The organism is Vibrio sp. 1S139, from assembly GCF_041439475.1.
Classification (GTDB): Bacteria; Pseudomonadota; Gammaproteobacteria; order Enterobacterales; family Vibrionaceae; genus Vibrio; species Vibrio crassostreae_C.
This window is the reverse complement of record NZ_JBGOOD010000004.1, coordinates 111327-138311: the sequence shown is the minus strand read 5'-3', so window position 1 is coordinate 138311 and position 26985 is coordinate 111327. Positions and strand designations below refer to the sequence as shown.

At 45.5% G+C, this 26985-nt stretch carries 18 protein-coding genes and 1 pseudogene; 7 read left to right on the top strand and 12 right to left on the bottom strand.

Features of this window, described 5'->3' with window-relative positions; all coding sequences use genetic code 11:
• Nucleotides 1-69: 69 nt before the first annotated feature.
• Nucleotides 70-1215: a chromate efflux transporter gene (gene chrA / locus ACED46_RS02910; protein WP_371720865.1), complete on the bottom strand. Its 1146-nt coding sequence runs from the start codon at nt 1213-1215 to the stop codon at nt 70-72.
• Between the two features lie 101 nt (nt 1216-1316).
• Between chrA and ACED46_RS02905 the strand changes: the two genes are divergently transcribed.
• Nucleotides 1317-2249, top strand: coding sequence for a LysR family transcriptional regulator (locus tag ACED46_RS02905; RefSeq protein ID WP_017070360.1), 933 nt, complete (start codon nt 1317-1319; stop codon nt 2247-2249).
• Between the two features lie 39 nt (nt 2250-2288).
• Here ACED46_RS02905 and ACED46_RS02900 read toward each other — a convergent pair whose 3' ends face one another.
• The 9 genes and pseudogenes from ACED46_RS02900 to ebgR all read right to left on the bottom strand — a co-directional run bounded on the left by ACED46_RS02900 (nt 2289) and on the right by ebgR (nt 17838).
• On the bottom strand, nt 2289-3398 hold the full coding sequence (locus ACED46_RS02900; RefSeq protein WP_371720864.1) for a phosphatase PAP2 family protein: 1110 nt from the start codon (nt 3396-3398) through the stop codon (nt 2289-2291).
• Nucleotides 3399-3720: 322 nt separating this feature from the next.
• Entirely contained in the window at nt 3721-5061 is a 1341-nt protein-coding gene (locus ACED46_RS02895; protein ID WP_017060807.1) for an MATE family efflux transporter, read from the bottom strand.
• A gap of 392 nt (nt 5062-5453) precedes the next feature.
• On the bottom strand, nt 5454-7859 hold the full coding sequence (ygjK, locus tag ACED46_RS02890; protein ID WP_371720863.1) for an alpha-glucosidase: 2406 nt from the start codon (nt 7857-7859) through the stop codon (nt 5454-5456).
• Between the two features lie 15 nt (nt 7860-7874).
• On the bottom strand, nt 7875-8939 hold the full coding sequence (gene ygjJ, locus ACED46_RS02885; RefSeq protein ID WP_371720862.1) for a protein YgjJ: 1065 nt from the start codon (nt 8937-8939) through the stop codon (nt 7875-7877).
• Nucleotides 8940-9366: 427 nt separating this feature from the next.
• Nucleotides 9367-10800, bottom strand: a pseudogene (locus ACED46_RS02880) (amino acid permease).
• Nucleotides 10801-11375: 575 nt separating this feature from the next.
• A complete protein-coding gene (locus ACED46_RS02875) occupies nt 11376-12800 on the bottom strand; it encodes an amino acid permease (protein ID WP_123284354.1) in 1425 nt (474 codons plus the stop codon).
• Between the two features lie 142 nt (nt 12801-12942).
• A complete protein-coding gene (locus tag ACED46_RS02870) occupies nt 12943-13395 on the bottom strand; it encodes a beta-galactosidase subunit beta (protein WP_017066026.1) in 453 nt (150 codons plus the stop codon).
• 3 nt (nt 13396-13398) lie between these two features.
• Nucleotides 13399-16530, bottom strand: a complete 3132-nt coding sequence (gene ebgA / locus ACED46_RS02865; RefSeq protein ID WP_371720861.1) for a beta-galactosidase subunit alpha — start codon at nt 16528-16530, stop codon at nt 13399-13401.
• A 324-nt stretch (nt 16531-16854) separates the two neighbouring features.
• Nucleotides 16855-17838 carry a transcriptional regulator EbgR gene (ebgR, locus tag ACED46_RS02860; protein WP_017069515.1) on the bottom strand — a complete coding sequence of 328 codons (984 nt, stop codon included), beginning with the start codon at nt 17836-17838 and terminating at the stop codon, nt 16855-16857.
• A gap of 393 nt (nt 17839-18231) precedes the next feature.
• Here ebgR and galE point away from each other — a divergent pair, with 393 nt between their 5' ends.
• From galE to galM, 4 genes are all read left to right on the top strand, one after another.
• Nucleotides 18232-19242 carry a UDP-glucose 4-epimerase GalE gene (gene galE / locus ACED46_RS02855; protein WP_371720860.1) on the top strand — a complete coding sequence of 337 codons (1011 nt, stop codon included), beginning with the start codon at nt 18232-18234 and terminating at the stop codon, nt 19240-19242.
• Nucleotides 19243-19470: 228 nt separating this feature from the next.
• Entirely contained in the window at nt 19471-20526 is a 1056-nt protein-coding gene (locus ACED46_RS02850) for a UDP-glucose--hexose-1-phosphate uridylyltransferase (RefSeq protein WP_065584017.1), read from the top strand.
• Between the two features lie 255 nt (nt 20527-20781).
• Nucleotides 20782-21942: a galactokinase gene (gene galK / locus ACED46_RS02845; protein ID WP_371720859.1), complete on the top strand. Its 1161-nt coding sequence runs from the start codon at nt 20782-20784 to the stop codon at nt 21940-21942.
• A gap of 111 nt (nt 21943-22053) precedes the next feature.
• Nucleotides 22054-23133 (top strand): galactose-1-epimerase, encoded by a 1080-nt coding sequence (gene galM, locus ACED46_RS02840; protein WP_371720858.1) that lies wholly within the window; start codon nt 22054-22056, stop codon nt 23131-23133.
• A 218-nt stretch (nt 23134-23351) separates the two neighbouring features.
• Here galM and ACED46_RS02835 read toward each other — a convergent pair whose 3' ends face one another.
• A complete protein-coding gene (locus tag ACED46_RS02835; RefSeq protein WP_371720857.1) occupies nt 23352-24350 on the bottom strand; it encodes a substrate-binding domain-containing protein in 999 nt (332 codons plus the stop codon).
• Nucleotides 24351-24547: 197 nt separating this feature from the next.
• Here ACED46_RS02835 and ACED46_RS02830 point away from each other — a divergent pair, with 197 nt between their 5' ends.
• Complete coding sequence (locus ACED46_RS02830; protein ID WP_017060796.1) at nt 24548-24880, top strand: tRNA-binding protein; 333 nt, start codon at nt 24548-24550, stop codon at nt 24878-24880.
• A 46-nt stretch (nt 24881-24926) separates the two neighbouring features.
• Here ACED46_RS02830 and ACED46_RS02825 read toward each other — a convergent pair whose 3' ends face one another.
• Nucleotides 24927-25481 (bottom strand): gamma-glutamylcyclotransferase family protein, encoded by a 555-nt coding sequence (locus ACED46_RS02825; protein WP_017060795.1) that lies wholly within the window; start codon nt 25479-25481, stop codon nt 24927-24929.
• Between the two features lie 288 nt (nt 25482-25769).
• On the opposite strand from ACED46_RS02825, the gene ACED46_RS02820 reads away from it, so the two are divergent.
• Nucleotides 25770-26954 (top strand): NnrS family protein, encoded by a 1185-nt coding sequence (locus ACED46_RS02820; RefSeq protein ID WP_371720856.1) that lies wholly within the window; start codon nt 25770-25772, stop codon nt 26952-26954.
• Nucleotides 26955-26985 lie beyond the last annotated feature (31 nt).

The window sequence follows — 26985 nt, the reverse complement described above, 5'->3', positions numbered from 1 at the left end:
GGCGGTATCTGTGTTGAGGCTTGAAAGTCAATGAGTCGATTTAAAGACGCTTACTATCTAAGTGCTTAATTATAAATAGTTAAGCATCGCACCAGCGGCGATAAAGGTACCCACTAAACCTACAATCGGCATCTTAATTGTTTTCAATAACCACACACCAACAATGATCAGAGCGAAGTCTATGCCGCTGCTTACTGCGCTTGTGAAGATCGGTTGATATAGCGCTGCCAACAATAAACCGACAACCGCCGCATTCACACCAGTAAGAGCGCCTGCCACCAAAGGTTTGCTTGCAATCGCCTGCCAGTTTTTCAATATACCGAGTAGCAATAAGAAGCCCGGTAAGAACACAGCAATCGTTGCGAGTAGTGCGCCTGTGATCGGTGCCGATGGCATCAATACATAACCTAAGTAAGTCGCAAGTGTAAACATAGGCCCTGGTACTGCCTGTGCTGCTGCATAACCTGTTAGGAAGGCATCTTGAGACAGTTGGTCACCAATACCATTTTGTAGCAACGGAAGTACCACGTGGCCGCCACCGAATACTAAGCTACCTGCTTGGTAGAACAGGCCAAACACTTCAATACCTTGAGAGTAAGCACTGAATAGAGGCAGACCAACCAGCAAAGCAACAAAAATCACCAGAGGCGTTACCGATATTTTTTGCGTTGAAGGTATCGTTTTGAGCTCTTGAGACGTCAAGAACTTACTGCCAACCATTGCTGCAAATAGAAGCACTAAAACTTGAGGCCAGATGCCTGGAATCAGTAGTAGTACAATCGCGGTAATCACACATAAGGCGGTCGCTATCTTCGATTGGCAAAAGTTCTTGTACATACCAAAGGTTGCATCAGCTACAACCACTACCGCTAATAACTTAAGCCCGTGAATGATTGAATTGAAAAGTGGATCTTCCAATAGCTGGTTGCTGACTAACGCCAATATCAGCATCAGAATCACAGATGGGGAAGTGAAGCCGACAAATGCAGCAATAGCACCTGTTAATCCACCTTTCTTGTAGCCGACCGCAAAGCCAACCTGACTTGAACCTGGGCCCGGTAGAAATTGACTAAGAGCGACAATCTGCCCGTACTCTTCGTCGGACAACCAGTTCAGTTTCTCAACAAAGGTTTTACGGAAGTAGCCAATGTGTGCTGCTGGTCCACCAAAGCTAATCCAGCCAAGCCAGAAAAAGGTTTTAAAAATTGAAAGCATGATCGATTCCAGATAAATGTTTAGCGTAATTTAGGTGGAGTTGAACTATGATTCAAATTAATTGTTTTAATTATAACTATGAATAAAATGGGTTAGTTGACATGGCTGATTTTAATTGGAAAGGGATCGACCTTAACTTGTTGATTGCACTGCAGGCTTTGTATAAAACGAATAGCGTGAGTAAGGCTGCTGAGCGTTGTTATGTAAGCCAATCTGCGATGAGCCATAGCTTACAAAGGCTACGAAAGTTGTTTGATGACCCTTTGTTTGAGCGTGTAGGTAGCAAGATGGAGGCGACCGACCGAGCCATTGAACTATCGAGCACAGTGGACGCGCTACTGAATACCATCCAGTCTGAAGTTCTGTTATCTAAACGTTTTGAGACCGAGAGTTTCAAAGGGAGCTGGAAAATAGGGTTGACGGATTACGTAGAGCAGATGTTTGGCCCAATGATATTCGATTTGATCAAAGAAGCTTCACCAAACTCTCAAGTCGCATTTTTTAATGTTAATCGAGGCAACTATCAGCAAGTATTTGAAGAGGCAAAGCTGGATATCTCGATAGGTAGTTTTGGAGAGGTGCCTAAGCTGTTTGGTATTGATCAACTCTACACCGAGCAGCATGTTTGCTTACTTGATAGCTCAGTGCTTGGTGTTGAACTGCCGATGTCGCTAGAGACATTTGTGTCTGTCGAGCATGCATTAGTTTCCCCCAATGGTTCTCTAAAAACGGGTGTAGATATTAAATTAGCGGAACTCGGTTATACGAGAAAAGTGGCGATTGCATCGAGTAATTTTTTGACGGTAAAACGACTGATAAGTGGCAGGAAGTTGCTGTGTATCGTGCCTAAGTTGGTCGCCCGAACTGACCCTAATGTGGAGAGCTCGCTGATAGCCGTTGCCCCGCCGATAGAGGTTCCTGATTTTGACATTCAACTTGTTTACCGCAAGGGAAAGCAACTCGATGATAAAAGTATCCACCTGAGAAAAACCATTAGTCAGGCTGTTGAAGAAGTAACGGGTCGAAGAGATTAACTCGTTATCCGATGTGATAAAGGGTGGGAAATATCTAGTTTATGGAGCTTTGATTGGTGGTGTCCGTCTTCGCAACCAGTAACCAATAGCGTGCCAAAGAGCGACGACTAATATCGCCCCTAAGTATCCGTCGATTGCATAGTGCCAAGCCAAGTGAACGGAGCCGATCTGGACAATAAAAGCATAACCCCACGCCAAATATCCCAGCTTTTTGTTCAACCTAAATGCTGTCATTGCCATTAACACTGCGATAGTGACATGCAAACTAGGCATCGCAGATATTCCCGTTCCTCGGCCTCTTATGCCAGTAACATAGCTATCCCCAAGCATATCCTGCGCGGATAGCATCCAAAGTGGGAATAGATTCGCTTGCTTTAACTGGAGGTCTTGCGCTTGTAGACGTTCCATTAACCTAAGATAGAGATCTTGTTCATAGAAGTGGTGAAAGTAGGCGGGTCCCGCAGACGACAACAGCGTCGCTATGACGTTACCTAGGAGAAACCAAGATATCAAAAAGGTCAGGATAAACTGATTACGAAGTTGGTCATCTTTTCGATAGATGATGAAAAAAAGTAACATTCCCCACATCAGAAAAAACCATAAGTTGTATAAGAAGTTCATCACCAAAGTTGAAGCTGCATTTGGCAGGAAGAAGTGTGTGAGTTCCCATGGAGATACGCCAAAGTGCAACCACTTATCTAAGTGGTAAAAAGCGAGGTCTAAAGTGTAAGGATTGAAGTGCGGGATGAGTGATTTGATAAACGTGTAACTCGAAAATGAGATGTTCAAAGCGAGCATTAACAAGACAAAGTAAATGGGTTTCGAGATAGGAAATAGCAGTGACTTCACTTTTTTGATGAATCGTATAGTCGGTTTTTTTTCTCTCTTAAACAGTAAATAACAGTAATAATACGTTGCCCAGATAATAAAAGTGACATAGCAAATGGTAATTAAGACATCGATATAACTATAGATGTCATACTTCATATTATTTGGGACAAATAGGTTGATGGTTAAGGTGAGCGGAGCAATGAATGCCACGTACCATAAAATCAGTTTGTTTCTTCTAAATTCATGGAGTAGGGAAGCTAGCAAGGTTGATTGTTCTTTTCGAGGCGCGGGCTTGGCGGTGGTCGTTTCTGAATCCATATAGCCCCTCCTCAAGATTTCCAATCATGATTAAAGGTTAGTTCATCTGAGCTGTTTTTCTACTCTGGGCTTGGTCTCTGCGACAAAAATAAATGAAATAATTCCTTCCATTTTTCACAACCCGACTATACTTAATTTACGACTCAAAGCAGTCGTAAAGAATAGGCTTTTTGATTTACCTAAGTAAAAGAATTGGTTATATCCTCATGATATAGCTTAAAAATCTACCAGGCTAAACGGACTTAGTTGGTCTTAAAAGCGCTAGCTCCCCCTAGCGCTTTTTTCTTTTGGTCGAGATAAATTTCGACGTATCAACAACAACCTAAAAAGAGAATCGAGTCCATTTCTTAGCTCGCCAGCGATAGGCCATGATGATTCCACGGAACCACTCGTCCATCGCGATTGCCATCCAAGCACCCAATACGCCATAACCCCAATGCACGCCAAGCAAATAGCTCATGGCAACCCCAATGCCCCACATGCTGAGAATGCCCATTTTGATCGGGAATTTAATGTCGCCAGCAGCCTTTAGACAAGAGATAAAGATAAGGTTAAATACTCGTCCAGCTTCAAGAATGATGGAACCTGCAATCAGTGCCGCCGTTAGCGCAATGATCTCTGGATCTTGCGTGAACAGATCGAGAATTTCGAAACGGAACACATACACCATGCAGGTGATCGCGGTTGACGCGATAAAGCCAACCACAAAGTAACGTTGCACGCGCTTGGTAATCTCGTCGATCCAACCCTTACCAATGTAATAGCCTGTTTGGATTTGGCTGCCTTGACCAATTGCCAGTGCAAACGCAAAAGAGAGGCGAGCGATGTTTTGTGCGTAAGTAAACGCAGCCAGTGAAGACGTACCCATCTGCACTACAAAGAAGGTAATGCTGATCTGAGCCATGTTATAAGAGAGCACTTCTCCAGCGTTCATCGAGCCGATCTTCATGATTTTTTGATAGATGGCTTTCGGCACAGATTTAAACTGCTTCACTGGTAGATAAATCCCTTTGCTTCTGACCACACCAATCAAGATCAACATTCCGATTACTTGGCTAATGACGGTCGCGGTCGCAACCCCTTGCACGCCGTATACAGGCAAACCAAAAGGTTGATATAAGGCACAGTAGTTACCGAATACGTTGATGACACCTGCAATCATATTGATCACCATCGGTGACTTTGAATAGCCATGACTGCGCAAAATAGTGGTGAGAACCACACCTATGGTTACATTGAAGGTGAGAGCACCACTGATGAACAGGTATTCTTGCGCGTACTGTTCGACTTGAGGTTCGAGTTGATAAAGCGGGATAAAATATTCAGCAACAAGAACGGCAATCACACTCAGTAGCACACCGGCAATAATGGCCAGAATGATACTTGCTACACCCACGTGAGCGCTCTCTTGAGTGCGGGAAGCACCATTGTATTGCGCGATTAGAATACCCGTACCACTGCTGACCATGGTCGAGACAATGATCAGGAAAAAGGATATCTGAGAAATAACACCAACGGCAGACACGGCTTTGTCCGAGTATCCCGATAACATGAATACATCACTGGTGTTGAGTGCGGTTCTTAAAAGAACTTCGATAAAAATTGGCCAGGTGAGCGCAACGATTCCCATACGTTTGTTTAGGGTGGAATCAGCATTAGGCATTTAGGTTTTCTCAAAAAAGGGGTAGGCGACGCTATAGTTTAGCTATTATTTAGTAAACGACTATCAAATTAATGTCCGGAAGGCTAATAAGGATAAATAAAATTCGAATAAGTCTTCAGAATTCAATATTTCAGTGAGGGTGATGAAATTTTTGAATGGGATTTCATAGCAAGAGCACTCTTTGCTTTTTGTGAGTAAAAGCTTGCCTGTGTTAGCTGAGTACAACGAACAGAGTAAAAGGATCATGGTAGGCCAAATGGTCTAAGTGCTTGTTTTTCGCTTACGTTACTTCAGATATAAAAAAGGCACTCAGCGAGAAACTGAGTGCCAAAGTCTGAAATTTATGAGGTTAGATTTTCATTGAATTTCAGAAGACAGGTATAGGTTTTTACTTACTCTGCGTCAGTAAAGAAATCGTTGTATAACATGTATAGGTGGGCAGCACTCCAAGAGAAGTTTGGAGCACCTTGTTGTTCACCGTTTAGCGGGTTGTAGTTCTCACGGATAGGACCGTCTTGTACCAAGCCATCGGCGTGGTCGAAGAATGCGCCTGCCATTTCAATCGCATCGTCACGGTAGCCGTAGCTGTCCATACCTTTTAGGCCGAAGTAGAACTGGTCTACCCATACACGTCCACGCCAGTAAATATCTGGGCCAAATGCTGGGCTAGAAAGCGCTGCTGTGCCCAGTGGAACGTAGGTGTTGAACTCTGAGGTATCTTTCATCACAGAGACCACGGCATCAGCGTGAGCTTGTGTTGCTGCACCGTTGAACAGTGGTGACCAACCCTCAGGGCCTTTACCACGCTCGACAATCGGTTTGCCTGCGCAGCCATTGGCTAAAGGCTTGTCTTCAATACGAATGTCATAGAAGAAGTTAGTGCCTTCGTCGAACATACAGGTGTTGATGTAGTTCGATAGGTGCTCTGCTTTTTCACGGAACTCTTTCGCTTCTGCGTCTTTACCTAGAATGTCAGCCATTTCTGCTAGGTACTTGTTATCGCTGTACATGTAGCTTGCTTGGTCAACGGACTCTTGCAGCAATGAATAGCCAAGCAAAGTGCCGTCTTCAGCGCGGTTTTGAGCGAATTCAACATCCCAATCACTGCGCTTGCCACCGTTAGCAACGTACGCGTCTAGCTGGTCTTTATCGATGAAACCGAAGGCTGCTGCATCATCACGACCTGATTCCCAAGACGCAGCGGTTTGAGCTGGGCTCTCGATGTAATCGTAGTTGCCTTCTGCTACCACTTTATCCAGTTCAGCTTGGCCTACGACTGTTTCGTGTTTATCGCCACGAACCACGGTGAAGTACATTTCACCTTCAGGTGTGTTGTGTGCTTTGTCGCGTGCTGCGCCGTATTCTGGAACACCGTTGCCGTTGTTATCACGGTTGCGTAGCCACCAGTCGTGGTAAGCCACTAGCTTTGGATACATCTCTTCTAGCCAAGCTTCATCGCTGGTGGTCTTGTAGACTTCCATCACGGCCCATGCAGCTAGGCTTGGTTTGGTATTACGTTCGTTCCAGTTACCGCCGTCGCCGCCACGTTCTGGGCTTAGGTTGTAAGCCAATAGATCTGGCACGTAACCTTCATCCCAAGGGCGAACAGGATCGTCAGCTTGAATTTGGTAGGCAAACATCGCGCGGATGTTATCTTTCGCTACATCTGGGTTGAAGTGAGCCATTGCGTAGGCTTGCTTCCATGTGTCCCAAGGCCAAGTTTGGTTGCCCGAGAACCAACGCGCCGTCACGGATGGTGTCACAGAGTCAAACTCCATCGCACCTGCAGCGCCACGCCAGTTACCGTTTAGGGTTTCCATCGCTTTAACCGCAACACGCTCTTGCTCTGGTGTCGCGTTCGGGTTGGTTAAACCCATCTCAAGATAGCCTTCCCAACGCTCTGCTGATGCGGCTAAGAAGTCGGTAGGGTTTGCCATGATCTTTTTGATTTCAGGCTGTTCCGCTTGCGCTTCTTCTGCCGTTAGAACATGCGAGTATGTGGTGTAGATAGTCGTCGATGCTTCAATGTTTGCCGTTGAAGTAAACGCTAAACCATCAACCGTGGTTTTCGTTGGAATCGACTTGTGAACTTGGTATTCAGACTCACCAGAAGTCAGTAGATCCCATGTCGAACGAACCTTACCGAAGGTCACCTTTAGGCCATCGTCGGTTGCGACGATTTGACGGTCATACTCAGGGTAAGTTTCAGCGATTGTTTTGTCGGTTTGTGCCACGCCTTCTTTGGCGTGCGTCTTTTCTAGCAGTTCACCATCCCACACTAATTCAACCGGTGAGTCGGTAGTGATTTTTGTTTCTAGCAGAGAGGTACGGTTTGAAGCAAAACGCATCGTCATTTCTACGGTCACATCGTCAGATTTTAGCGTCTGAACCAATGCGCCCGGTAGGCTATAAGCTTCCATAGTGAAAGCCACTTTTTTGCCGTCTTTGAACACGCTTAGGCGGTCGAAGTTATCAGCCATGAAGTTGATATATTCTTCGGTAAGCAGTGCTGTACCTGGGAATCCGCCCATGCCTTCTGCACTGTCTGGCAGCAGATGACCGTGCCATGCACCTAGGTCGAAGAATGGGTTAAAGCGTTGGTGGTCATCGAAGTCGTAGTCACGCATGTATTCAGGTGAGCCAGTACGGTCGATAACGTTCTTAAATTCGTTGGCTTGCAGTTGCTCTGTGTCAGAGCCTGAGCCTGAGCCTGAGCCAGAGATTGAGTTTGAAGCACAACCAGTAACGACAAGGGCTGCACCGATAGCGAGAGCTGCGAATGATTTATTCAGTTTCATGATCAATTCCTGTTATTACCAGTAGAAGTATTGCATTGCGAACACCTGAGCGTCGCCGATTTCAGTGTCGCTGCCTACGCCAAAGCGGCTATCGAAAGCAGTCGCAAACGCGCCGTTGCCGTATTCATACCAAACGCCAGCATTGATGTAAGAGGTGATTTCTTTGTCGCCATTGTCACCGTCAAAGTTTGCGTAGTTGTAGGCTGCAGATAGGTAAACGCCTTGTGCCGCTTCGTACCATGCACTGGTTTGAATACCAGACTCGCTACCGAAAGACTCTTGGTTGCCTTTATCTGTATCGTGCCAAACACGAGTGGCGAAGTTTTTGTACTCAGCACCCAATAGCAATAGTTCACCACCATCGTTGTTACGAACTTCACCACCACCCATTAGGGTTAAGTCGTCGGTCAGATCGTATTGAAGGTAACCATTGACCATGGCGTTCTTATCTTTCCATTGGTCTGCGAAGCTGTCGTATTTACCGAAGTGAACAAGAGCATCGTCTTCCGAGAAGTCAGGCTCTGGCGCGAAAGAAACGCTGTAGCGAAGCTTGCCTTCTAGGTTTTGAATCTTCACACCAAGGTGCACGTCTCGCGTGTTTGAGATCGCGTAGCCGTATTCAACCGTAGGGTCACCCCACCATTGAACGTCATCTAATGAAGAGTCCATACGACCAATCATGAATTCTGTTTTGTTATCTGTGCGGTAGCCAGCGTAAAAGCGGTTGAAACCACCTTCAAAACCGCCCCAGCCGTGGCCCGTTGCCCAAGCATTGCCTTCGTCATCGGCTTGTACTGTCCAGCCCTCCATATAAGCAAGACCAAACCAATTACCGTGCTCGATAGCCAAGCCAGCTTCAATGTAAGTACCGTCTGCGTAGCGGCCTTTATCATCACCTTCGAGTGCCACGTGACCACCAAGGCCAAGCTCACCATAAAAGTTAAATAGGGTTTCAGTTTCTGTCTGAGGAGGCTGAGTATCACTGTGGTTTGCTGCGGACTCTTCCGCGTGGGCAGTGGTACTTAAGGCAGCAAGAATACAGCTTGTAATAAGAGTGTTTTTAGTAAAACTACTTTTCATTTTAATCACTTCTGTGTCGGGGTTATAAATGAAGGTTCGCAAGCAGTTCTGACTTCTAATATGGGGTGCTCTTCAAGGCGTATTGGTCAGGTTACTTACGATCGCAAAACCAATATTAATGATAATTTTGATGTTTAAAATTAATTAAGTTTAAAAGTGCGATCTATTTTTAGTAAATATTTACTTTGTTTTTATTTTGACTTTCAGTTGAATTTGCAGAGGTATGGCTAGGGTTGTAAGTATTCGGGAAGTGAATTGTTTGATGGGTGGTTAGATTGTTGGTTCGAATGTTTTGATTCTTGAATGGCTTTGATTTAATCGAGATGGTTAGTGGAAATGTACCGACAAATAAAAAGGCACTCACCAAATGTGAGTGCCTGAAGTTTAAGTCAGAGTGCCCGAAGTTTAAATCAGAGTGCAGGGTAAACTAAGCGTTCGCCGGTTCAGGTTTTGCTTCTAGTTTTTTCTCTTCTGGAGATAAGCTTTTTTCATATTTTCCGTACTTCCACCACGCGTAGCCAAGGAAGATAACAATCCCGCCCACGTTGTAGAAGATGATGGTCATGATGTCAGCACCTGTTGGGAAGGTTGACGCAAAGAAGCCAACAGTGAAAATGCCGATCAGAATCGAGACCACGGTAATGCCTGTCATACGTGAGCCCATTCTGAAATTACGAGGTAAGTGATCCAACTTCAAACGTAAATTAAGGTACGCGATCATGATGAATAGCGGTGGCAACATCGATGCTGCAGCTGTCATGTTGATAATGGTACTCATCAGATCTTGAACCGTATCGGACGCCAGTGTCGGAATGAACATCAGTGGAATCACAATCAAGAACTGAATCCAAGCCGCACGCTCTGGAACGCCTTGTTTGTTTAGAGCGACCGTTTTCTCACCGAAGATACCTTTAGGGATTTCAGAGAAGAAAATCTTAACGGGTGTTGCCGTCCACATCAGCAGAGAGCCCAGCATCGCCGTGAATGAAACCACACCAACGAAACGGTTCATCAAGATTTCAGACAGGCCAAAGTGTCTTGCTAGCCCTTCAAATACCTGAACTGAGCCGCCTGTGAATTTAAGCTCTTCACGCGAAACAAACACGTTTGCTAACACAGATCCTACCGAGTAAAGCGCACCGATGAAGATACCGGCAATGATGATGACTTTAACGAAAGACTTGTGACCGCCTTTGATGTCGTTAACGTAAACCGCGACCGATTCTGCACCGCCTGCCGCCATGAAGATCCAAGTGATTACGCCAAGGAATGCCCAGTTGAAGCTTGGTGTCATGGCTTCAATGGTGATTGGGTCAGCTGGCTCGATACCGCCTACCAAAGCACCGCCAGATAGCAAGATGTAAGACATCGTTAGCAGCAGCATCAGTGATGATGTTAGTGAGGTGATAGGGCCCAGTAATTTCGCACCGTTATTCGAGATATGAGTCGCGACCGCAAACAAAATAGTACTTAGAATTGCGGTGGTCATTGGCGTGAATATGTACTCAAAACCTAAGAACGCATACGACGCGTAAGCGATGATTCTAGGCAGCAGAGAGGTGAAGAAGAACAGGTTAACAAACCAGTAGGTGTAAGCTGAAATAAACGCCTAGCGGCCGCCTAGAGAGCTTTTAACCCAAGAGTAAACACCCGCTTCAGAGTCTTTATTCAGTGACACAAACTCTGCAACGATCAAACAAAATGGCACAAAGTAAAAGATGGTTGCTAGAAAGAACATCGGAGCCGAGGAAAGGCCGATCTCGATGTTGTTATTAATGATGTTATTGAAGCTGTATACCGCCGCGAAGGTCATAGACAGTAGGGCAAATTTGCCTATCGTACTGCGTTTATTTTCGGACATGATGTTCTCCGGTGAATCACGTTGATGATCGTTATAACTTGGTCCTAGAGAGGGAGGCTCTAGGCCGCACTTTTATTGTTATGTTGGTTTGGCAAACACCCGCTTTGTTTTGTCAGGGTTGGCTCATTGTTGTTTTTATAGATTTACGATCGGACTTCTTTGGGATTTTTTTCTTTGGTATTTCAGTAAACTTATTACCAAAACAAAGAGTTAAAGATTAAGAAGTTCATTGAAGAGATTGCTTGTTTCATGAGCGACGATTTATAAGGCGTGTAGGGGCTTTTTTGTCGCTTTCTTTATATGAATCAGTTTGTCTCTTCAGCAAGAAGATTAAAGATTAAGCGGCGGGAAGTTAATCGAAATTGATCAAATATGTGACCTTGAGTAAATAAATTTAGTTAATGTTTTACCTTGGTTTTTATTTGAGTTTTATTACCTATTAATTGGTGTTTTTCGTGAGCTGAAACCTTGACGGAACGCCGTTTTTATTTTTGGGGTTTTTATTTTAATTATCTGATTTAAAACAAAAAAAAGCGCCAATCAAGGCGCTTTTAACTAGATGTATAGATTCTGGATTACGACTGCTTAGCCGTTTCTAGCTTTGCTTCTTTACCTGCTTGCTTCTTTTCAAAGCGAGAGATCCACCACCATGCGATACCAGAGAATACCGCTGTCATGAAGACGTTGATGAAGAAGGCTTGAACAAGGTCAACACCTGTCGGGAATGCCGATGCTGTCATGCTTACAACAAAGATACCAATCAGTACCGATACTACTGCCATACCTTGAACTCGAGTACCCATGCGGAAATCACGCGGTGTGTCGTCGTGTTTCAAGCGGAATACAAAGTAGGCCACCATGATGAAGATTGGCGGTAGCATTGCGGTACCTGCTGTTAGATTGATTGCTGTATTCATCATGTCTTGTACAGATTCAGAGCCGAAGCCGTTCACCACAAGCATCACGAATACAAACGCGAACTGCCACCAAGCTGCACGTACTGGCACGCCGTGTTCGTTAAGCTCTGTTGTCTTCTCGCCGTAAACACCTTTAGGGATTTCAGAGAAGTGAATTTTTACTGGAGCTGCTGTCCACATCATCATCGAACCGAACATAGCAACGAATAGGATAATACCGACGAAGCGACCCGTTAGAGATTGTGAAATGTCGAAGTAGTTCGCCATACCTGTGAAGATTTCAACCATGCCGCCAGCGTAGGTCAGTTCATCACGAGCAACGAATACGTTTACTAGAAGAGAGCCCACTGCGTACATTGCGCCGATTGCGATACCTGCACCAATGATAACCTTGATGAAAGACTTGTGACCGCCCTTAACATCGTTTAGGTAAGCGGCTGCGGTTTCTGCACCACCGGCTGCTTGGAAGATCCAACACATGATACCTAGCGTTGCCCAGTTGATGGTCGGTGTCATTGCTTCAAGCGTGATTGGTTCTACTGGCTCATGGTTGCCGCCCAGTGCCATTAGTGCACCGATAACGTAGATTGCAAACAGAGCGAATACACCGTAGGCCACGATCTCGGCAATCTTACCTAGCCAGCTCGCGCCTTTGGTTGAGATGTGAGTTGCTGCAGCAAACAGAGCAATCGAGATAGCCGATGTGACGACTGGCGAGAAGGCGTATTCATAGCCCAACATCGCGTAAGACGCATAGGCGATTACGTTTGGTAGCAGGGATACAAACCAGAAAAGGTTTACGAACCAGTATAGGAAGGAACCTAGGTAGGCTGCTTTTGAGCCTAGTGGTTTTTTTAGCCAGTCATACATGCCTGACTCAGAATTTTTATTTGCTGATACGAATTCAGCAATGATGAACACGAACGGAATGAAGTAAATAAGGGTCGCGAGCAAAAAGATAGGGGCTGAACTCAATCCCAATTCGATGTTGTTGTTTACAATGTTGCGAACGTTAAATACCGCTGCAAATGTCATGGAGAGTAGGGCAAATTTGCCTAACTTACCGCGTACAGATTCAGACATAGTGTCCTCCGAGGAATCACGTAATTATAGTCGTTATTTCTCAATGCTTCCTTGTAGGGAGGAAGCATTGAGGCTTTGTTCAGCATGTTGGAGCCTTGAACGGCAAGGCTCGATACATACTGTGAATAGATAGCGTTATTGTTTATTTATTGAGGAAGTAACCGTCTTCAATGGTCACTTTCAGTACCACTTTTCGAACTCGGTTATCACCGTGGAAACGGTAAGCCTGATTGTTGTCAAAGATCGCCACTTGGCCTTCAGCTAGCTCACGAGTTTCACCGTTCCCCATTAGGTGTTCGCGGTCGGTTTCATCGCTATAAGCTTGGATCTGCTCTAGCTCTGATTTCGCTGCGAATTCAACCGTTTCACGGCCTTCTAGGTAGTAGTGCACGTCGAAGTAACGACGATTACCGGTGAAGTTTTCTGTGTTACGAGCCACACCGTCTTCAATCATGTAAGCCAGTGAATCACCAATTGAATACATCACGCCATCTTTGATGTTTCCGATGTTTTCAATCGCTTCTACACAGCGTTGCCATTTACGACCATCGCGGTAGACGACTTTAAATTGTTCTAAGTTCTCTAAAACGATCATCGCTTATGCCTCGTTCAGTTGTGGTTGAGCTTTTGGTGCATTCACCGTAAAAAACTCATCGCCAAAGTTGTGATTGATTAGGTGCTGCGCATCGCAATCGCCTGCTTGGAATGGAATCAGAGTTAAACCGTAGCGGAACTCGTCCATGTAAACGCGGTAAGAATCGAGCACTTCGCTGCCCCAAGAGTTAGAGCCTAAGCCCATCACTTGGTGATCTAGGTTTAACGTGATGTAACCGCTTTTCTCTAGCTCAATGGTGTGTTGTGCTTGGTGCAGGTTTTGGTTGGTGTAGAACCATGCGCTGAAGTTGATTTCTTGCTGTGGTTTTACTGCAATACCATTACCCGCGCGGCTTGAAAGCGCAGCCCAACGAACGTGTTGGCGGTTGCCGTTGTTCTGTGGGAACGGGTAGTTCTCGAACATGTCTGCAACGGTTGATTGGTACACATCAATCATGTTGGCTTGCTTGCTGTCTTGGTAGTTCTCTTCAGGGCCGCGTCCGTAATATTGGACTTGGTCGAAGTCGCCGTTGATGCCCATATCAAAACCAATCACAGGAATTACATGAGGGTACTCACCGTAACGTTCGCCGCTTAGCTCAACGTTCAATTGGCCTTCAGCATTAACTTGGTAGCGATATTCACAACGCATGCCGAAATCGAATACTGGTGGAGCAATGATGCTGGTGGTGGTGATCTCTACCTTGCCATTTACCTGTTCAACGTTAACGCATTCAAGGTCAATGCTACGGAAGTGCTCCTGCATAATTTGCAAGTGTGCAGGCTCCCAGTAACCATCGTGCTCTTGTTTATGGTTATCGATCATTGGCTTGAAGAAGTTGATTCGTGGTTCTGACTTAATCATCTCTTCGCCATTGACCAACCATGACGTCAGCTTGCCGTTCACTTTCGAGAAGTTCAGTGCGAAGTTGTGGCCTTTGATTAGGTAAGCTAAACGAGACTCTTCCACATTCAGTGCTGTCGCATTGTTGTTAGTGAAGGCTTCTAGCTGTGCTGTGTTCTCTTTCACTTGGAATTGATACACCGCGATGTCGTGGTTCGCTTCGCTGTAAGGCGTACGAGAATCCTTGCGCACGGTAAAGTTCACAAACACTTCGCGCTCATCAAGTTGTGGCAAGTTAAGTGTCAGTTCACGGCTCGAGTTTTCTGCCAGTTCTTCAATCTTGATGTGTTGCACAGCAATGGTTTCACCTTCAGCACGGATTTCCGCAGTGATGGTGTAGTCATCGATGTTTGAGAACCAAAGTTTGTTGTCTACCGTGAAGGTGCCCGTTTGTGCATCGAAATCGCGAAGCTTCACTGGGGCAATCACTTGTTTGTACTCTTTCAAGCCAGGGCCTGGTGTTTGGTCTGGGTAGATCAAGCCGTCCATGCAGAAGTTGTAGTTGTTCGGGTAGTCACCGTAGTCACCGCCGTACTTGTAGAACTCTGTGCCTGCTTCATCACGCGCCAGAATACCGTGATCACACCATTCCCAAACGTAGTGACCTTGAATGGCATCATGCTTGTAGAACACGTTTTGGTATTCGGTTAAACCACCCGGGCCGTTACCCATTGCGTGTGCGTATTCGCAGATGATGCGTGGTTTTTCGTGTGGGAATTCACCGAAGGCATTCATCAGTTGAGCACGTGAGTACATGGTTGAAATGATGTCGACTACTTCAGCATCACGGTCTTCTTCATAATGAACCAGACGCGTGTCATCAATTGCTTTTGCTGCATCGTACATAGAGCGGATGTTGCAACCGTAACCAGACTCGTTACCTAGCGACCACATGATGATAGAAGGGTGGTTCTTCTGAGCGTGGATATGACGTTCGATACGTTCAACAAACACCGCTTCCCATGCGGCATCGTTAGTGATGCGGCTTAGGTCGCCAACGTTAGCAAAGCCGTGAGTTTCGACATCGGTTTCGCCCATAACGAATAGGCCATAAATATCACACAGTTCGTAGAAGCGTGGGTCGTTCGGGTAGTGCGCCGTGCGTACTGAGTTGATGTTGTGCTGCTTCATCAACACTAAGTCTTTCTCTACGCGATCCATGCCAACCGCACGACCTTTTAGGTGGTCGTTGTCGTGACGGTTTACACCGTGCAGCATCACGTATTTGTTGTTGATGTAGAACAGACCATCGCGAACTTTAATGTCTCGGAAACCAACGCGCTGTGGAATCACTTCTAGCACTTCGCCGTCTGTGTCTTTTAGCGTCAGCAACAGTTGGTAAAGGTATGGGTTTTCAGCATTCCATTGAACAGGGTTCACGACATCGATAGAGAATTGAGTGTTCGCATTGCCGCCAGTCTGTTGGTTAGGAACAGTTAAGTTATCTACTGAGCCTTGGGAGATAACTTGGCTGCCATCAAGCAATGCGTACTCAAGGGTTGCGTTTGCCGCTGCTGCTAGGTTTTCTAGTTCCACTTTGCACGACAGGGTCGCGCTTTGGTAAGCGTCGTCGAAATCGGTGCGAACGGTAACGTCTTGAACGTGCAGTTGTTCTTTACCTACTAGGTAAACGTCACGGAAGATGCCGCCTGTCCACCACATATCTTGGTCTTCAATATAGGTGGAATCGGCCCACTGCATCACACGAATAGAAAGTAGGTTGTTGCCTGCTTTTACATGGCTAGAGATATCGAACTCAGCAGTGAGGCGGCTGCCTTTGCTGAAACCGACGTATTCGCCGTTTACGTAAACTTCGAAGTAAGTCTCTACGCCATCAAATTTGATGATGGTTTGTTTCTCGTCCCAGCTTTCGCCAAGGAAGAAAGAGCGTTGGTATGCGCCTGTTGGGTTGTCTGATGGGACGAAAGGCACATCAATTGGGAATGGGAAACCTTCATCTGTGTATTGAAGATCGCCGTGGCCTTCCATTTGCCACATGTTTGGAACCGTAATGTGGCCCCAGTCTTTCATTTCTTGAGAGTAGAACTCTTCAGGAACCAATAGTGGATTGGTGAAATAGCTGAAATTCCATTGGCCACTCAATAGTTGGAAGTGGCTGCTAAGTTCACGCTGAAACGTTTTTGCATTCTTTTCTGATGCGTATGAGAAGAAGTATGCACGCGGTGCCATACGGTTCTCATGTAAGTTCAGGAAGTTTTCCCAGTTGTTCACGTTGCCTCTCTCTCGGCCTAAATGCAATTTGCTGACCGACGTTCTTATGCGTAATTGGGTCGTAGTGAATACGAGTATTTTTGGACTGAGGTAATTATTAGTAAAACTTTTACTAAATGAAATTGGTGAAAACGTTTTACTTTAACTCCATCACGTTTTTTATGGTCTTTTTACAGTGCTGTGTGATCCACTTAAAAGAATGCTATTGGCTGTTTTATGAAGCAGTCTAAAGAGACTGGTATGTGTATATAGGTGTATGTGATGGGTACAAAAAAGGCCACCTTAAGTAAAGGTAGCCTTGATTTATCTATTTGATATTTCTAACTATTTTGTCGTGTCACGCAGCTTGAGTTTGCTTGGTACATAGACACGTAGTGGGATGGTTCGGCCGTCGCGTACTTTCTCAATCAGCAGATTAACGCCTTGAATTCCCATCAATTCAGAGTGAATACGAACAGTTGATAAAGATGGGAAGGTAAATTTAGCTGTTGGGATGTCATTTACACTGATCAGCGCAATATCTTCAGGGATGTTTAATCCGTGCTCATGAACTGCTCGTAAAACGCCAATTGCGATGGAATCTGACGCAATAAACATGGCTTTAGGGTAGTCGCCCGTCGCGAGCATCTGTTTTGCAAGCTTGTAACCTGATGAGCTAGAGAAGTCACCACGGTAGATGTCTTGCTCACTGACAACGTTCTTGAGGCCACCATATTCAGCAAAAGCGACTTCACGAATATCAGGGGTATTGACGTCGTCTTGGCCACCAATAAAGCCGATGCGCTCATAGCCTTGGTTGATAAAGAAGTTGGTGATCTCTTTGCTGATCAAAGCCAGGTCGATATCGACAGAGTCATAAGGTTCTGAGTGATCGGTAAAATCGACATAACAGATATTATCGCTCAGCTTTTTAGCTTGCTCGATAACCTCTGGTGTCATTCTACCCACCAACAAAACACCTGTGATTGGTGCTGAATTGATCTGTATTTTACTTTCATAACAGTTGGTTAGCTTAACTTCCATCTTTTCACATTGGGTTTCAATCCCGTGGCGAATCGATAGATAGTAAGGGTCGTTAACTTCCGCTTCTTGCTTGTAGTTATACAGTGCTAGGAAGTGATGGTTTTGTTTTTTACTGCTAACGGTTTTTCGTGAGCTGCTGGTTTTGTATTCCAACTTCTCTGCAATTTCAAAGATACGCCTTTTGGTCTCTTCCTTGACGCTTAATGTTGGATCTTCATTGAGAACCCTTGAAACTGTAGCCAATGATACATTCGCTTCAGTCGCGATATCTTTTAACGTTGCCATACTCACTTCCTGTTATTGGAACATTGCGCTGCTTTGAAATTGGTATTTAGTAAAAAAGCAATGCACCTCTTTATTCTACAGACCTATTGTAATCAAACTGGACGTCATTGCATTAACTTTTAGTAAAATAAATGCTCAACTCATCTGTGATGTCTCAAATCTGACTATCTATAATTATCTTATTAAAATTCAATGAATTAGAAGTTAACAGCTATACGTTATCTCTATGCCATGATCAGTTCCAATGATGAAAGTTAGTGTAAACGTTTACACTTCGTGGTTTTGATCACAGAATTATAGTCAAAATGGCTGCTACTATTTCTGACATACGGTGCTACTGAGCTGAATGTCAGTTCGAGTTAGCCCACGAATGACGACAAAGAGAGGTTGATTGTGAAAGTACTGGTTACGGGCGGCATGGGTTACATCGGAAGTCATACATGCATTCAAATGATACAGGCAGGTATGGAGCCGATCATTGTTGATAACCTTTGCAACAGCAAAGAGCTAGTGCTGAAACGAATCGAATCGTTAACTGGCAAGCGACCAACGTTTTATCTTGGCGACATTCGTGACCAATCTTTTCTAGATGGCGTGTTTTCAGAAAACGATATCCAAGCGGTGATTCACTTTGCTGGCCTGAAAGCGGTAGGGGAGTCGGTGGCTAAGCCTTTGGAGTACTACGATAACAACGTTAATGGTTCACTAGTGTTAGCTCGAAGCATGAAGAAAGCGGGCGTGAAAAGCATCGTATTTAGTTCTTCGGCTACCGTTTACGGTGATCCAGAAGTAGTGCCGATTACTGAAACTTCACCAACTGGCGCGACAACTAACCCTTATGGTCGCAGCAAATATATGGTGGAAGAGTGCTTGAGCGATCTGTTCAACGCGGAGAACGACTGGAGCGTCACTTTACTGCGTTACTTCAATCCAGTTGGCGCACATCCATCGGGCACTATGGGTGAAGACCCACAAGGTATCCCAAATAATTTAATGCCGTTTATTGCTCAAGTAGCCGTCGGTCGCCGTGAAAAACTGGCTGTTTTTGGAAACGATTACCCAACAGTCGATGGCACAGGCGTTCGTGACTATATTCATGTAATGGATTTAGCGGACGGTCACGTCGCAGCACTAAAAGTGGTTGGCGAGAAAGCGGGCTTACACATTTACAACCTAGGTACGGGCAAAGGCTCAAGTGTACTCGAGATGGTTGAAGCCTTCGCACAAGCATCGGGCAAACCGGTTCCTTATGAACTTTGCCCACGCCGCGCAGGTGACATTGCCGAATGTTGGGCAAGCACTGAAAAAGCAGAGCGCGAGCTTGGCTGGAAGGCGACGCGTAGCGTGATGGAGATGACAGCGGATACGTGGAATTGGCAGTCGAATAACCCACAAGGTTACTAAAGAACTTTTAAGTTATTGAAAAAAGAGAGATTCCAGATATCTCGCACCTCGATTCTGGAATGACGGATGAGCATAAGGCTATGAAGTGGTTGCCTTTGCACAACTAGCACAACGAGATTACACGTCATTCCCTACAGCGAGGCACGAGCGTGATAGGGAATCTCCTTGTAGAAGAATTATTCATCTTGGTGAATTGACCAAGACACAAAATTTGAGAGCAATCTAAACATGTCAAAAGTTGAATTTAACCCAGTAGACCACCCGCATCGTCGTTATAACCCATTAACGGGCCAGTGGATCTTAGTATCACCGCACCGAGCAAAACGTCCTTGGAGTGGCCAAGATGAAAAACCATCGACCGCGCAGCTTCCTGCGTACGAGAAAGAGTGTTTCTTGTGCCCAACCAATACGCGTATCTCGGGCGACGAAAACCCAGATTACGACGGCACTTACGTATTCAGTAATGATTTCGCGGCCTTGATGCCCGATTCGCCTGACGCTCCAGAGTCTGAAAACCCTCTATTCAAGACTCAAGGTGTTCGCGGGTTGAGCCGCGTGATCTGTTTTTCTCCGGACCACAGCAAAACGCTGCCAGAGTTACCAGTAAACAAGATTCGCGGTGTTATCGACACATGGAATGAACAGATTGAAGAGCTAGGTAAAGACTACCTATGGGTTCAAGCGTTTGAAAACAAAGGCGAGACCATGGGCTGTTCTCAGCCACACCCACACGGTCAGATCTGGGCAAACAGCTTTTTGCCCAACGAGATTGAACGCAAAGAGAAACTGTTAAAAGAGTACTTTGAACAACAAGGTTCGAATCTTTTAGTGGATTACGTTGAATCTGAAATGAAAGACGGTTCTCGCACTGTGGTTGAAACTGAACATTGGATCGCTGTGGTGCCTTATTGGGCTGCGTGGCCATTTGAAACCATGTTGCTACCAAAAACACACATCCGCCGTATGAGCGAACTGACTGACGAACAACGTGATGATCTAGCGCTTGCGATTAAGAAGCTGACTAGTCGTTACGACAACTTGTTCCAATGCTCATTCCCGTACTCAATGGGTTGGCACTATGCGCCGTTCTTTGAAGAAGGCACCGACATCGATCACTGGCAACTGCATGCATTGTTCTACCCGCCGCTACTACGCAGCGCATCGGTTCGTAAATTCATGGTCGGCTACGAAATGTTGGCTGAGTCTCAGCGTGATTTAACCGCAGAACAAGCGGCGCAGCGTCTTCGTGATTTGAGTGACGTTCACTATAAAGATCAGGAATAGCCTGTTTCGTAGATAACGAGTGAGATTCCTGATATCTCGTCCCTCGATTCTGGAATGACGACAGGTGAGAAGCCCATAAGTTTAAGAGCTTAGAAGCATAGAAGTATAGAAGTATAGAAGTATAGAAGTTTAGTCGCTGATGTTGTCATTCCCTACCGTGAGAGACGAATGAGATAGGGAATCTAAAAGAATTAAAGTGGTGCCGTGAAGGGGCCATAACCAATTGAACAAAGAGTTTAACCAGAGAGTTTACTTATGTCTGACCTAATCCAAAACGTGAAAGCATCTTTTGAGCAAGTCCTTGGTTACCAAGCGACTCATATTATCCAAGCACCAGGTCGTGTGAACCTGATCGGCGAGCACACTGACTACAACGATGGTTTTGTTCTACCGTGTGCCATTAACTACCAAACGGTAGTCGCCGCGGCTAAGCGTGACGACAACATTGTTCGCGTAGTATCAGTGGACTACGGTAATGCAGTCGATGAGTTCGATTTAACTCAAGAGATCACATTCCAACAAGACAAGATGTGGGCGAACTACATTCGTGGTGTGGTGAAGTGCTTAAAAGGTCGCGGCTTTGAATTTACAGGTGCAGACATCTCTGTAACGGGCAACGTGCCTCAAGGTGCAGGTTTAAGTTCTTCTGCGGCGCTGGAAGTGGTGATTGGTCAAACATTTAAGGTGCTTTACAACTTAGAGATCACTCAAGCAGAAGTAGCATTGAACGGCCAGCAAGCAGAGAACGAGTTCGTTGGCTGTAACTGCGGCATTATGGATCAAATGATCTCGGCGGAAGGTCAAGCGAATCACGCGATGCTTTTGGATTGCCGTAGCCTAGAAACTCAAGCGGTTTCAATGCCAGAAGATATGGCTGTGGTTATCATTAACTCAAACAAGAAACGCGGCTTAGTCGACAGCGAATACAACACACGTCGTGAACAGTGTGAAGAAGCGGCGCGCATCTTTGGTGTTCCGGCACTTCGTGATGTGACCATTGAGCAATTCAAAGCGAAAGAGTCTGAATTGGATGAAATGGTCGCGAAACGTGCTCGTCACGTGATTACTGAAAATGACCGTACTGTTGAAGCGGCTCAAGCTCTACGCACTCATGATATGAAGCGTATGGGCGAGTTGATGGCTGAATCGCATGCGTCAATGCGTGATGATTTTGAAATCACGGTTAAAGAGATTGATACGCTGGTTGATATGGTCAAAGAAGTGATCGGTGAGCAAGGCGGCGTGCGTATGACTGGCGGTGGTTTCGGTGGTTGTATTGTGGCATTGGTTCCACCTGCATTGGTTGATGAAATCAAAACAACTGTGGAGCAGAAATATCAAGCGGCGACGGGTCTAAAAGAATCTATTTATGTGTGCCAAGCGAAAGACGGAGCAGGCTTAGTTGAAGTAATCTAACGGCTTCGAGACTTAATATAGAGCTTACCAAGTAAAAAGATCATGGTAGGCCAAATGCTAAAGCCTTTACTTCAGGTAGAGGCTTTTTACTGGCACTAGAAGGAATTTAGAATGACACAAGAGCAAAACCTGCATCAATCCATGACGCAGACTCCAGCCTATGATGGCCAACCCGCTCAGTTAGTGACGCTATCAAATACGCATGGCATGCAAGTGACATTCATGGATATTGGTGCAACATGGTTAAGCTGTATCCTGCTAGTAAAAGGAAACAAAAGAGAAGTTTTGTTGGGTGTTAACTCAATGGAGAACTTCGATAAACAAGCCAGCTATATGGGCACAACCGTTGGCCGTTATGCTAACCGCATTGCTAATGGTCGTTTCAAAATTGATGGTCAGAATTACAAGCTGGAAACCAACCAAGCGGGCAATACCTTACATGGTGGCCCGAACGGATTTGATAAACGCCGTTGGAATATTGCCGAGCAAACCGAAACGTCAGTGGTGTTCACTCTAGAGTCTGCTGATGGCGACCAAGGATTCCCGGGGAATTTGAATGTGTCGGTGCGTTATGATATCACCGAAGACAATCGAGTTTCCATTCATTACTCTGCAACCACAGACAAGCCGACTGTAGTCAACCTAACGAATCATGCGTACTTCAATCTACTTGGCGCTGAAGCTGGACACGACTGTTTGTCACACATTGTCAGTATCAATGCTAATCAGTTCTTACCGACCAATTCGGTGGGTATTCCGTTAGGTAACCTTAAATCAGTGAAATCGACCAGCTTTGACTTCAATCAGCCTATGATGATCTCAGAGCGTTTGTTGGGCGATGAACAGCAGAAAGCAGCAAAGGGTTACGACCACTCTTTCTTATTGGCTGATGGCTGCAAACGCACTCAATGCGCCGCGACCGTAACCTCACCGGATGCGCTCGTCACACTAAAAGTATTTTCAACCAAACCTGCGATGCAGCTATACACCGGAAACTGGCTTGGTGGCACACCAAACCGAAGTGGTGGCAGCTATGAAGACTACGCTGGTTTGGCGCTAGAAACCCAGTTCTTACCTGACTCTCCTAACCACCCAGAGTGGAAGCAGGACAGTTGTATTCTCAAGCCTGAACAAGAATATAACTACAGTACCTGTTACCAGTTTGAATTTTCGGGGGATTCTTCAAACTAGTACGCTCTAGCTCAAAGCGGTTACGTCAATATCTTTTGTTTGTGAATAGGACGATGTGAATTATCGCGTTGTTCTTGGGGGATGAGCAAAAGTGGCGATCAACAAGAGTGCGGTTTATTAAGCGCGATTGTTGAGTATCTGAGTAAGGTAGGAAAGCCCTAACAGAAGCGATTCTGTTAGGGCTTTTTTTGTTTATTGCTTGATGAGTCGACCAGAACCTAGACTTTCTCTACCGAATTACGGCGTACCAGAGTTGGAGAGAACATCATTGGTTCAGTTGAGGTGTTTTCACCTTTGGCTAAGTGCAACGCGAGTCGTGTCGCTTTCTCTGCCATCATCTGAATCGGGTAGCGAATAGTGGTGAGCTTTGGATGAACATAGCGGGCAATCAAACCATCATCGAAACCGATGATCGACATTTTGTCTGGCGCTTGAATACCGTTTTCATCAAGGACAGACAAAGCACCAGCTGCCATGTAATCGTTGTACGCCACAATGCCAGTGATTGGCAGTGACTTAGTCAGAAGGTTAGTCATGGCGTATTCGCCACCGTCACTGGTCGGCGCTGAGTATTCAATATAGCTGTCAGAGAGCGCTATTTTGTAATCTGAGAGTGCCGCAAAGTAACCTTGGATACGCTCATCGGCATCTTCAATGCTATGCGATGAGGCGATACAGGCAATGTTCTTATGGCCATGGCGGATCAGATATTCCGTCGCAAGATACGCACCTTTTTTGTTGTCTAAGAAAATACAGTGGTTGGCAATCTCAGCAATATAACGGTTGATCAGTACTAAGCCTTTGACCTCTTTTGCATAGGCAATCAGTTCTTCGTCGGTGAGGCCTTTAGAGTGGATCACCAGGGCGTCACAACGGCTGTTAATCAGCAATTCAATCGCTTGTCTCTCTTCTTCACGATCGTGCGAGCCATTACCGACAAGGATATGTTTTCCGTTCTCACGAGCGACATTGTCGACAGCCTTAACCAGCGTGCCAAAAAAGGGATCGGAGATGTCACCGACCAATACACCAACAGTGTTCGTGCTTTGGCTTACCAGCGCTCGAGCATTGGCATTCGGTCGATAGCCAAGTTTAGACATCGCTTTAGTTACAGACTCTACCGAGCTTGCACTCGCCTTGGGAGACTTGTTGATCACTCGAGATACGGTTGCAACAGAAACACCAGCTTCCTTTGCTACATCTTTAATTGTTGCCATTTTTAACCTCTATACATTGCTTCATCTATTTAACACCGACAATGATAGTAAGGCAACGAAACTCTCATTTTACTTCCAGTAATGAGATCTTTACCGCTTGTAATTATTAGGCTTAATGCTAGTGTAAACATTTACATTTTACTTAATTTTAGTAAATGATTTAATGAGTGAAAATAAACCAATATAGGAAGTGAGAAATGGATACTGTCTCTTATGGTGACTTTGCTAAGTTAGAAATGCGTGTGGGTAAGATCATTGAGGTTGTGCGTCATGAAAACGCCGACAAGCTTTACATAGTGCAAGTGGATGTTGGTGACAAGACACTGCAAACGGTGACCAGCCTAGTCCCTTACTACACAGAAGAAGAGTTGATGGGTAAGCAGGTTGTTGTTTTGTGCAATCTAGCGAAGGCGAAGATGAGAGGCCACACTTCTGAGTGCATGTTGCTTTGTGCAGAAACGGAAGATGAATCTGAAAGTGTATTGCTAACACCTGAACGTGCGATGCCAGCAGGTATTCGTGTCGTTTAAGCTCACTTTAGGTTGGTGAGTCAATGTGTTCACCAACCTAAATCAACTAGCTGCGTACAGTTAGTATCAAGCCATCAATCACACTGTGATGGTGATCGGAAACCCCAGCAAGGTTGCCGTATTTAGGCTGGTGGCGATCATTTTCTAATGGGTGATGCCAACCTTGTGTGTGTTTAACGAAGTGCGCCGCAAAGCTTTCAGACACCTCTAAACATCCTGCCAATACCGTATCGACATAGGTTTGGACGATAGGGCTGTTTTCGCAAGGTGCTTCAATCTCGTCTTTGATGTAAACCCAGATCGGTTGATCCTGTTTGAACTCATCTTGGCTTTCTATCTGAGAGGCCTTTAACTCGATTCGGTGATAACCACGCTCACGGCGATCAAACTCAGCCAGTGCAATATCATCCACCTCAAGCAACACACCATTCACTTGTCCCTCGCCGAGATTGACGATCAAAGGTGATAACACATAGCTGTCATCGATCTTGCTCCAATGGCGAATTAAGCCATGAACAATCGCAGGGATCGCTTGCCCTGTCTGACCGGTAAGCTGGCGTGAAGATGAGTTGATTAAACTGCCATAACCAAAAATATACATCGCATTCCTTGTCTGAGTTGTTCCATTTAAGTCTAGTCTTACTATATGTGGCGAGATACCAAAAGTCAGTAAGTTTCTATTTATACATCTATATGTCTTTATGACTCTTTTGGTTGTGTTTTTTTGACTTGTTTATTGGCTAGTGAATCTCGTGAGTCGCTGTTTTTACTGGTTTTATCTAATTGGCGCGTTTCATGCAGTGTTATCTGCATATTGCATCGGATTTGATGCATACAAAATTTGGTTTAGGTAATACCTTGGCCGCTTATCTGAGAATTAGGAGCGAGTTTGTTAAATATCACAGATAAAAGTGTAGAAGACGCGATTCCAGCCTACCTGCGTTTAGGCTTTCGACCTTTCTTCTTTTTAGGCAGTCTCTATGCCGTGATTGCGATTGTAGCTTGGGTCATCATGTTCCAAAACGGTCAACCTGAGATTTTAAAAGTTCCCGCACTGTGGTGGCACGTGCATGAGATGCTGTTTGGTTTTTCGATGGCGATTGTTGTCGGCTTTGTGCTCACTGCCGTGCAAACCTGGACGGGTGTCAATGGAACCAAGCACTATCGGTTGGCAATTCTTGTGGGCTTTTGGCTCGCACCTCGTATTCTGTTTTGGACCCCCGCTCCGTTATGGCTGATCTCGTCGGTTGAGGCGCTGTTCTTAATCTTCGCCGCCTACGAAATTGGTTTTCGAGTCGTGAAGTCGAAAGGCTGGAAGAACCTGTTTTTTGTGCCGCTGTTTATATTGGCTATCGTGGCGAACTCTGCTAGTTACGCGACCATTAAGGGAATGCCTCCATTTCCATCGTCTGCGGTATGGCACGCAATGTTATGGTGGTTTACCTTGCTGCTATCAGTGATGGGTGGGCGAGTTATTCCATTCTTCACTGCGCGTCGCTTTGATTTTGAAAAAGCACAACCACTAGTTTGGTTAGAATGGTTAGCGAATCTACCTTTGGTTGGCTTATTTGTATTGAGCTTCTTCCCATTGACCTTTGCTCAAGTCGGCAATGAGTTGATTGTATTTGCAGGTGTGACTCAGTTGGTGCGCTTTATCCGCTGGAAGCCTTGGACTACGTTATCTGAGCCCTTGGTGTGGTCGCTGCATGCGGCTTACCTATGCATCCCTTTAAGCTTGCTGCTACGAGGTTTATTAGACAACCCGTTCGCAAGCCACAACATGCTGCACTTGTTTGCGATTGGCGGTTTGAGTGGATTAATTCTTGCGATGATTACGCGCGTGACAATGGGGCACACGGGTCGTGCAATCTATAAAGGGCCAAGTATGGCGTTAGCGTTCTCGGCTATTTTTATCGCGGCTTTGGTTCGCAGCGTAGGTGTGACTTTCTTCCCTGCGTATTTATTTGAGATGGTGAACATCAGCGCGGGTTTATGGACGTTAGCGTTCGGTCTATTTATCTGGAAATTTGGGATGATGCTGTTAACGCCAAGAGTGGATGGTCACCCGGGCTAAGCCAATTAGTTATCTATTGATATAGATAGGG

Excerpts from the sequence above, each read along its gene's own strand:
- ACED46_RS02830 (WP_017060796.1), top strand. The coding sequence starts at position 24,548 with ATGGATACTGTCTCTTATGGTGACTTTGCTAAGTTAGAAATGCGTGTG.
- chrA (WP_371720865.1), bottom strand. The coding sequence starts at position 1,215 with ATGCTTTCAATTTTTAAAACCTTTTTCTGGCTTGGCTGGATTAGCTTT.
- galK (WP_371720859.1), top strand. The coding sequence starts at position 20,782 with ATGTCTGACCTAATCCAAAACGTGAAAGCATCTTTTGAGCAAGTCCTT.
- ACED46_RS02875 (WP_123284354.1), bottom strand. The coding sequence starts at position 12,800 with ATGTCTGAATCTGTACGCGGTAAGTTAGGCAAATTTGCCCTACTCTCC.
- ACED46_RS02850 (WP_065584017.1), top strand. The coding sequence starts at position 19,471 with ATGTCAAAAGTTGAATTTAACCCAGTAGACCACCCGCATCGTCGTTAT.
- ACED46_RS02905 (WP_017070360.1), top strand. The coding sequence starts at position 1,317 with ATGGCTGATTTTAATTGGAAAGGGATCGACCTTAACTTGTTGATTGCA.
- ACED46_RS02835 (WP_371720857.1), bottom strand. The coding sequence starts at position 24,350 with ATGGCAACAATTAAAGATGTAGCAAAGGAAGCTGGTGTTTCTGTTGCA.
- ACED46_RS02825 (WP_017060795.1), bottom strand. The coding sequence starts at position 25,481 with ATGTATATTTTTGGTTATGGCAGTTTAATCAACTCATCTTCACGCCAG.
- ACED46_RS02870 (WP_017066026.1), bottom strand. The coding sequence starts at position 13,395 with ATGATCGTTTTAGAGAACTTAGAACAATTTAAAGTCGTCTACCGCGAT.
- ygjJ (WP_371720862.1), bottom strand. The coding sequence starts at position 8,939 with ATGAAAAGTAGTTTTACTAAAAACACTCTTATTACAAGCTGTATTCTT.
- ACED46_RS02895 (WP_017060807.1), bottom strand. The coding sequence starts at position 5,061 with ATGCCTAATGCTGATTCCACCCTAAACAAACGTATGGGAATCGTTGCG.
- ebgR (WP_017069515.1), bottom strand. The coding sequence starts at position 17,838 with ATGGCAACGTTAAAAGATATCGCGACTGAAGCGAATGTATCATTGGCT.
- galM (WP_371720858.1), top strand. The coding sequence starts at position 22,054 with ATGACACAAGAGCAAAACCTGCATCAATCCATGACGCAGACTCCAGCC.
- ACED46_RS02900 (WP_371720864.1), bottom strand. The coding sequence starts at position 3,398 with ATGGATTCAGAAACGACCACCGCCAAGCCCGCGCCTCGAAAAGAACAA.
- ygjK (WP_371720863.1), bottom strand. The coding sequence starts at position 7,859 with ATGAAACTGAATAAATCATTCGCAGCTCTCGCTATCGGTGCAGCCCTT.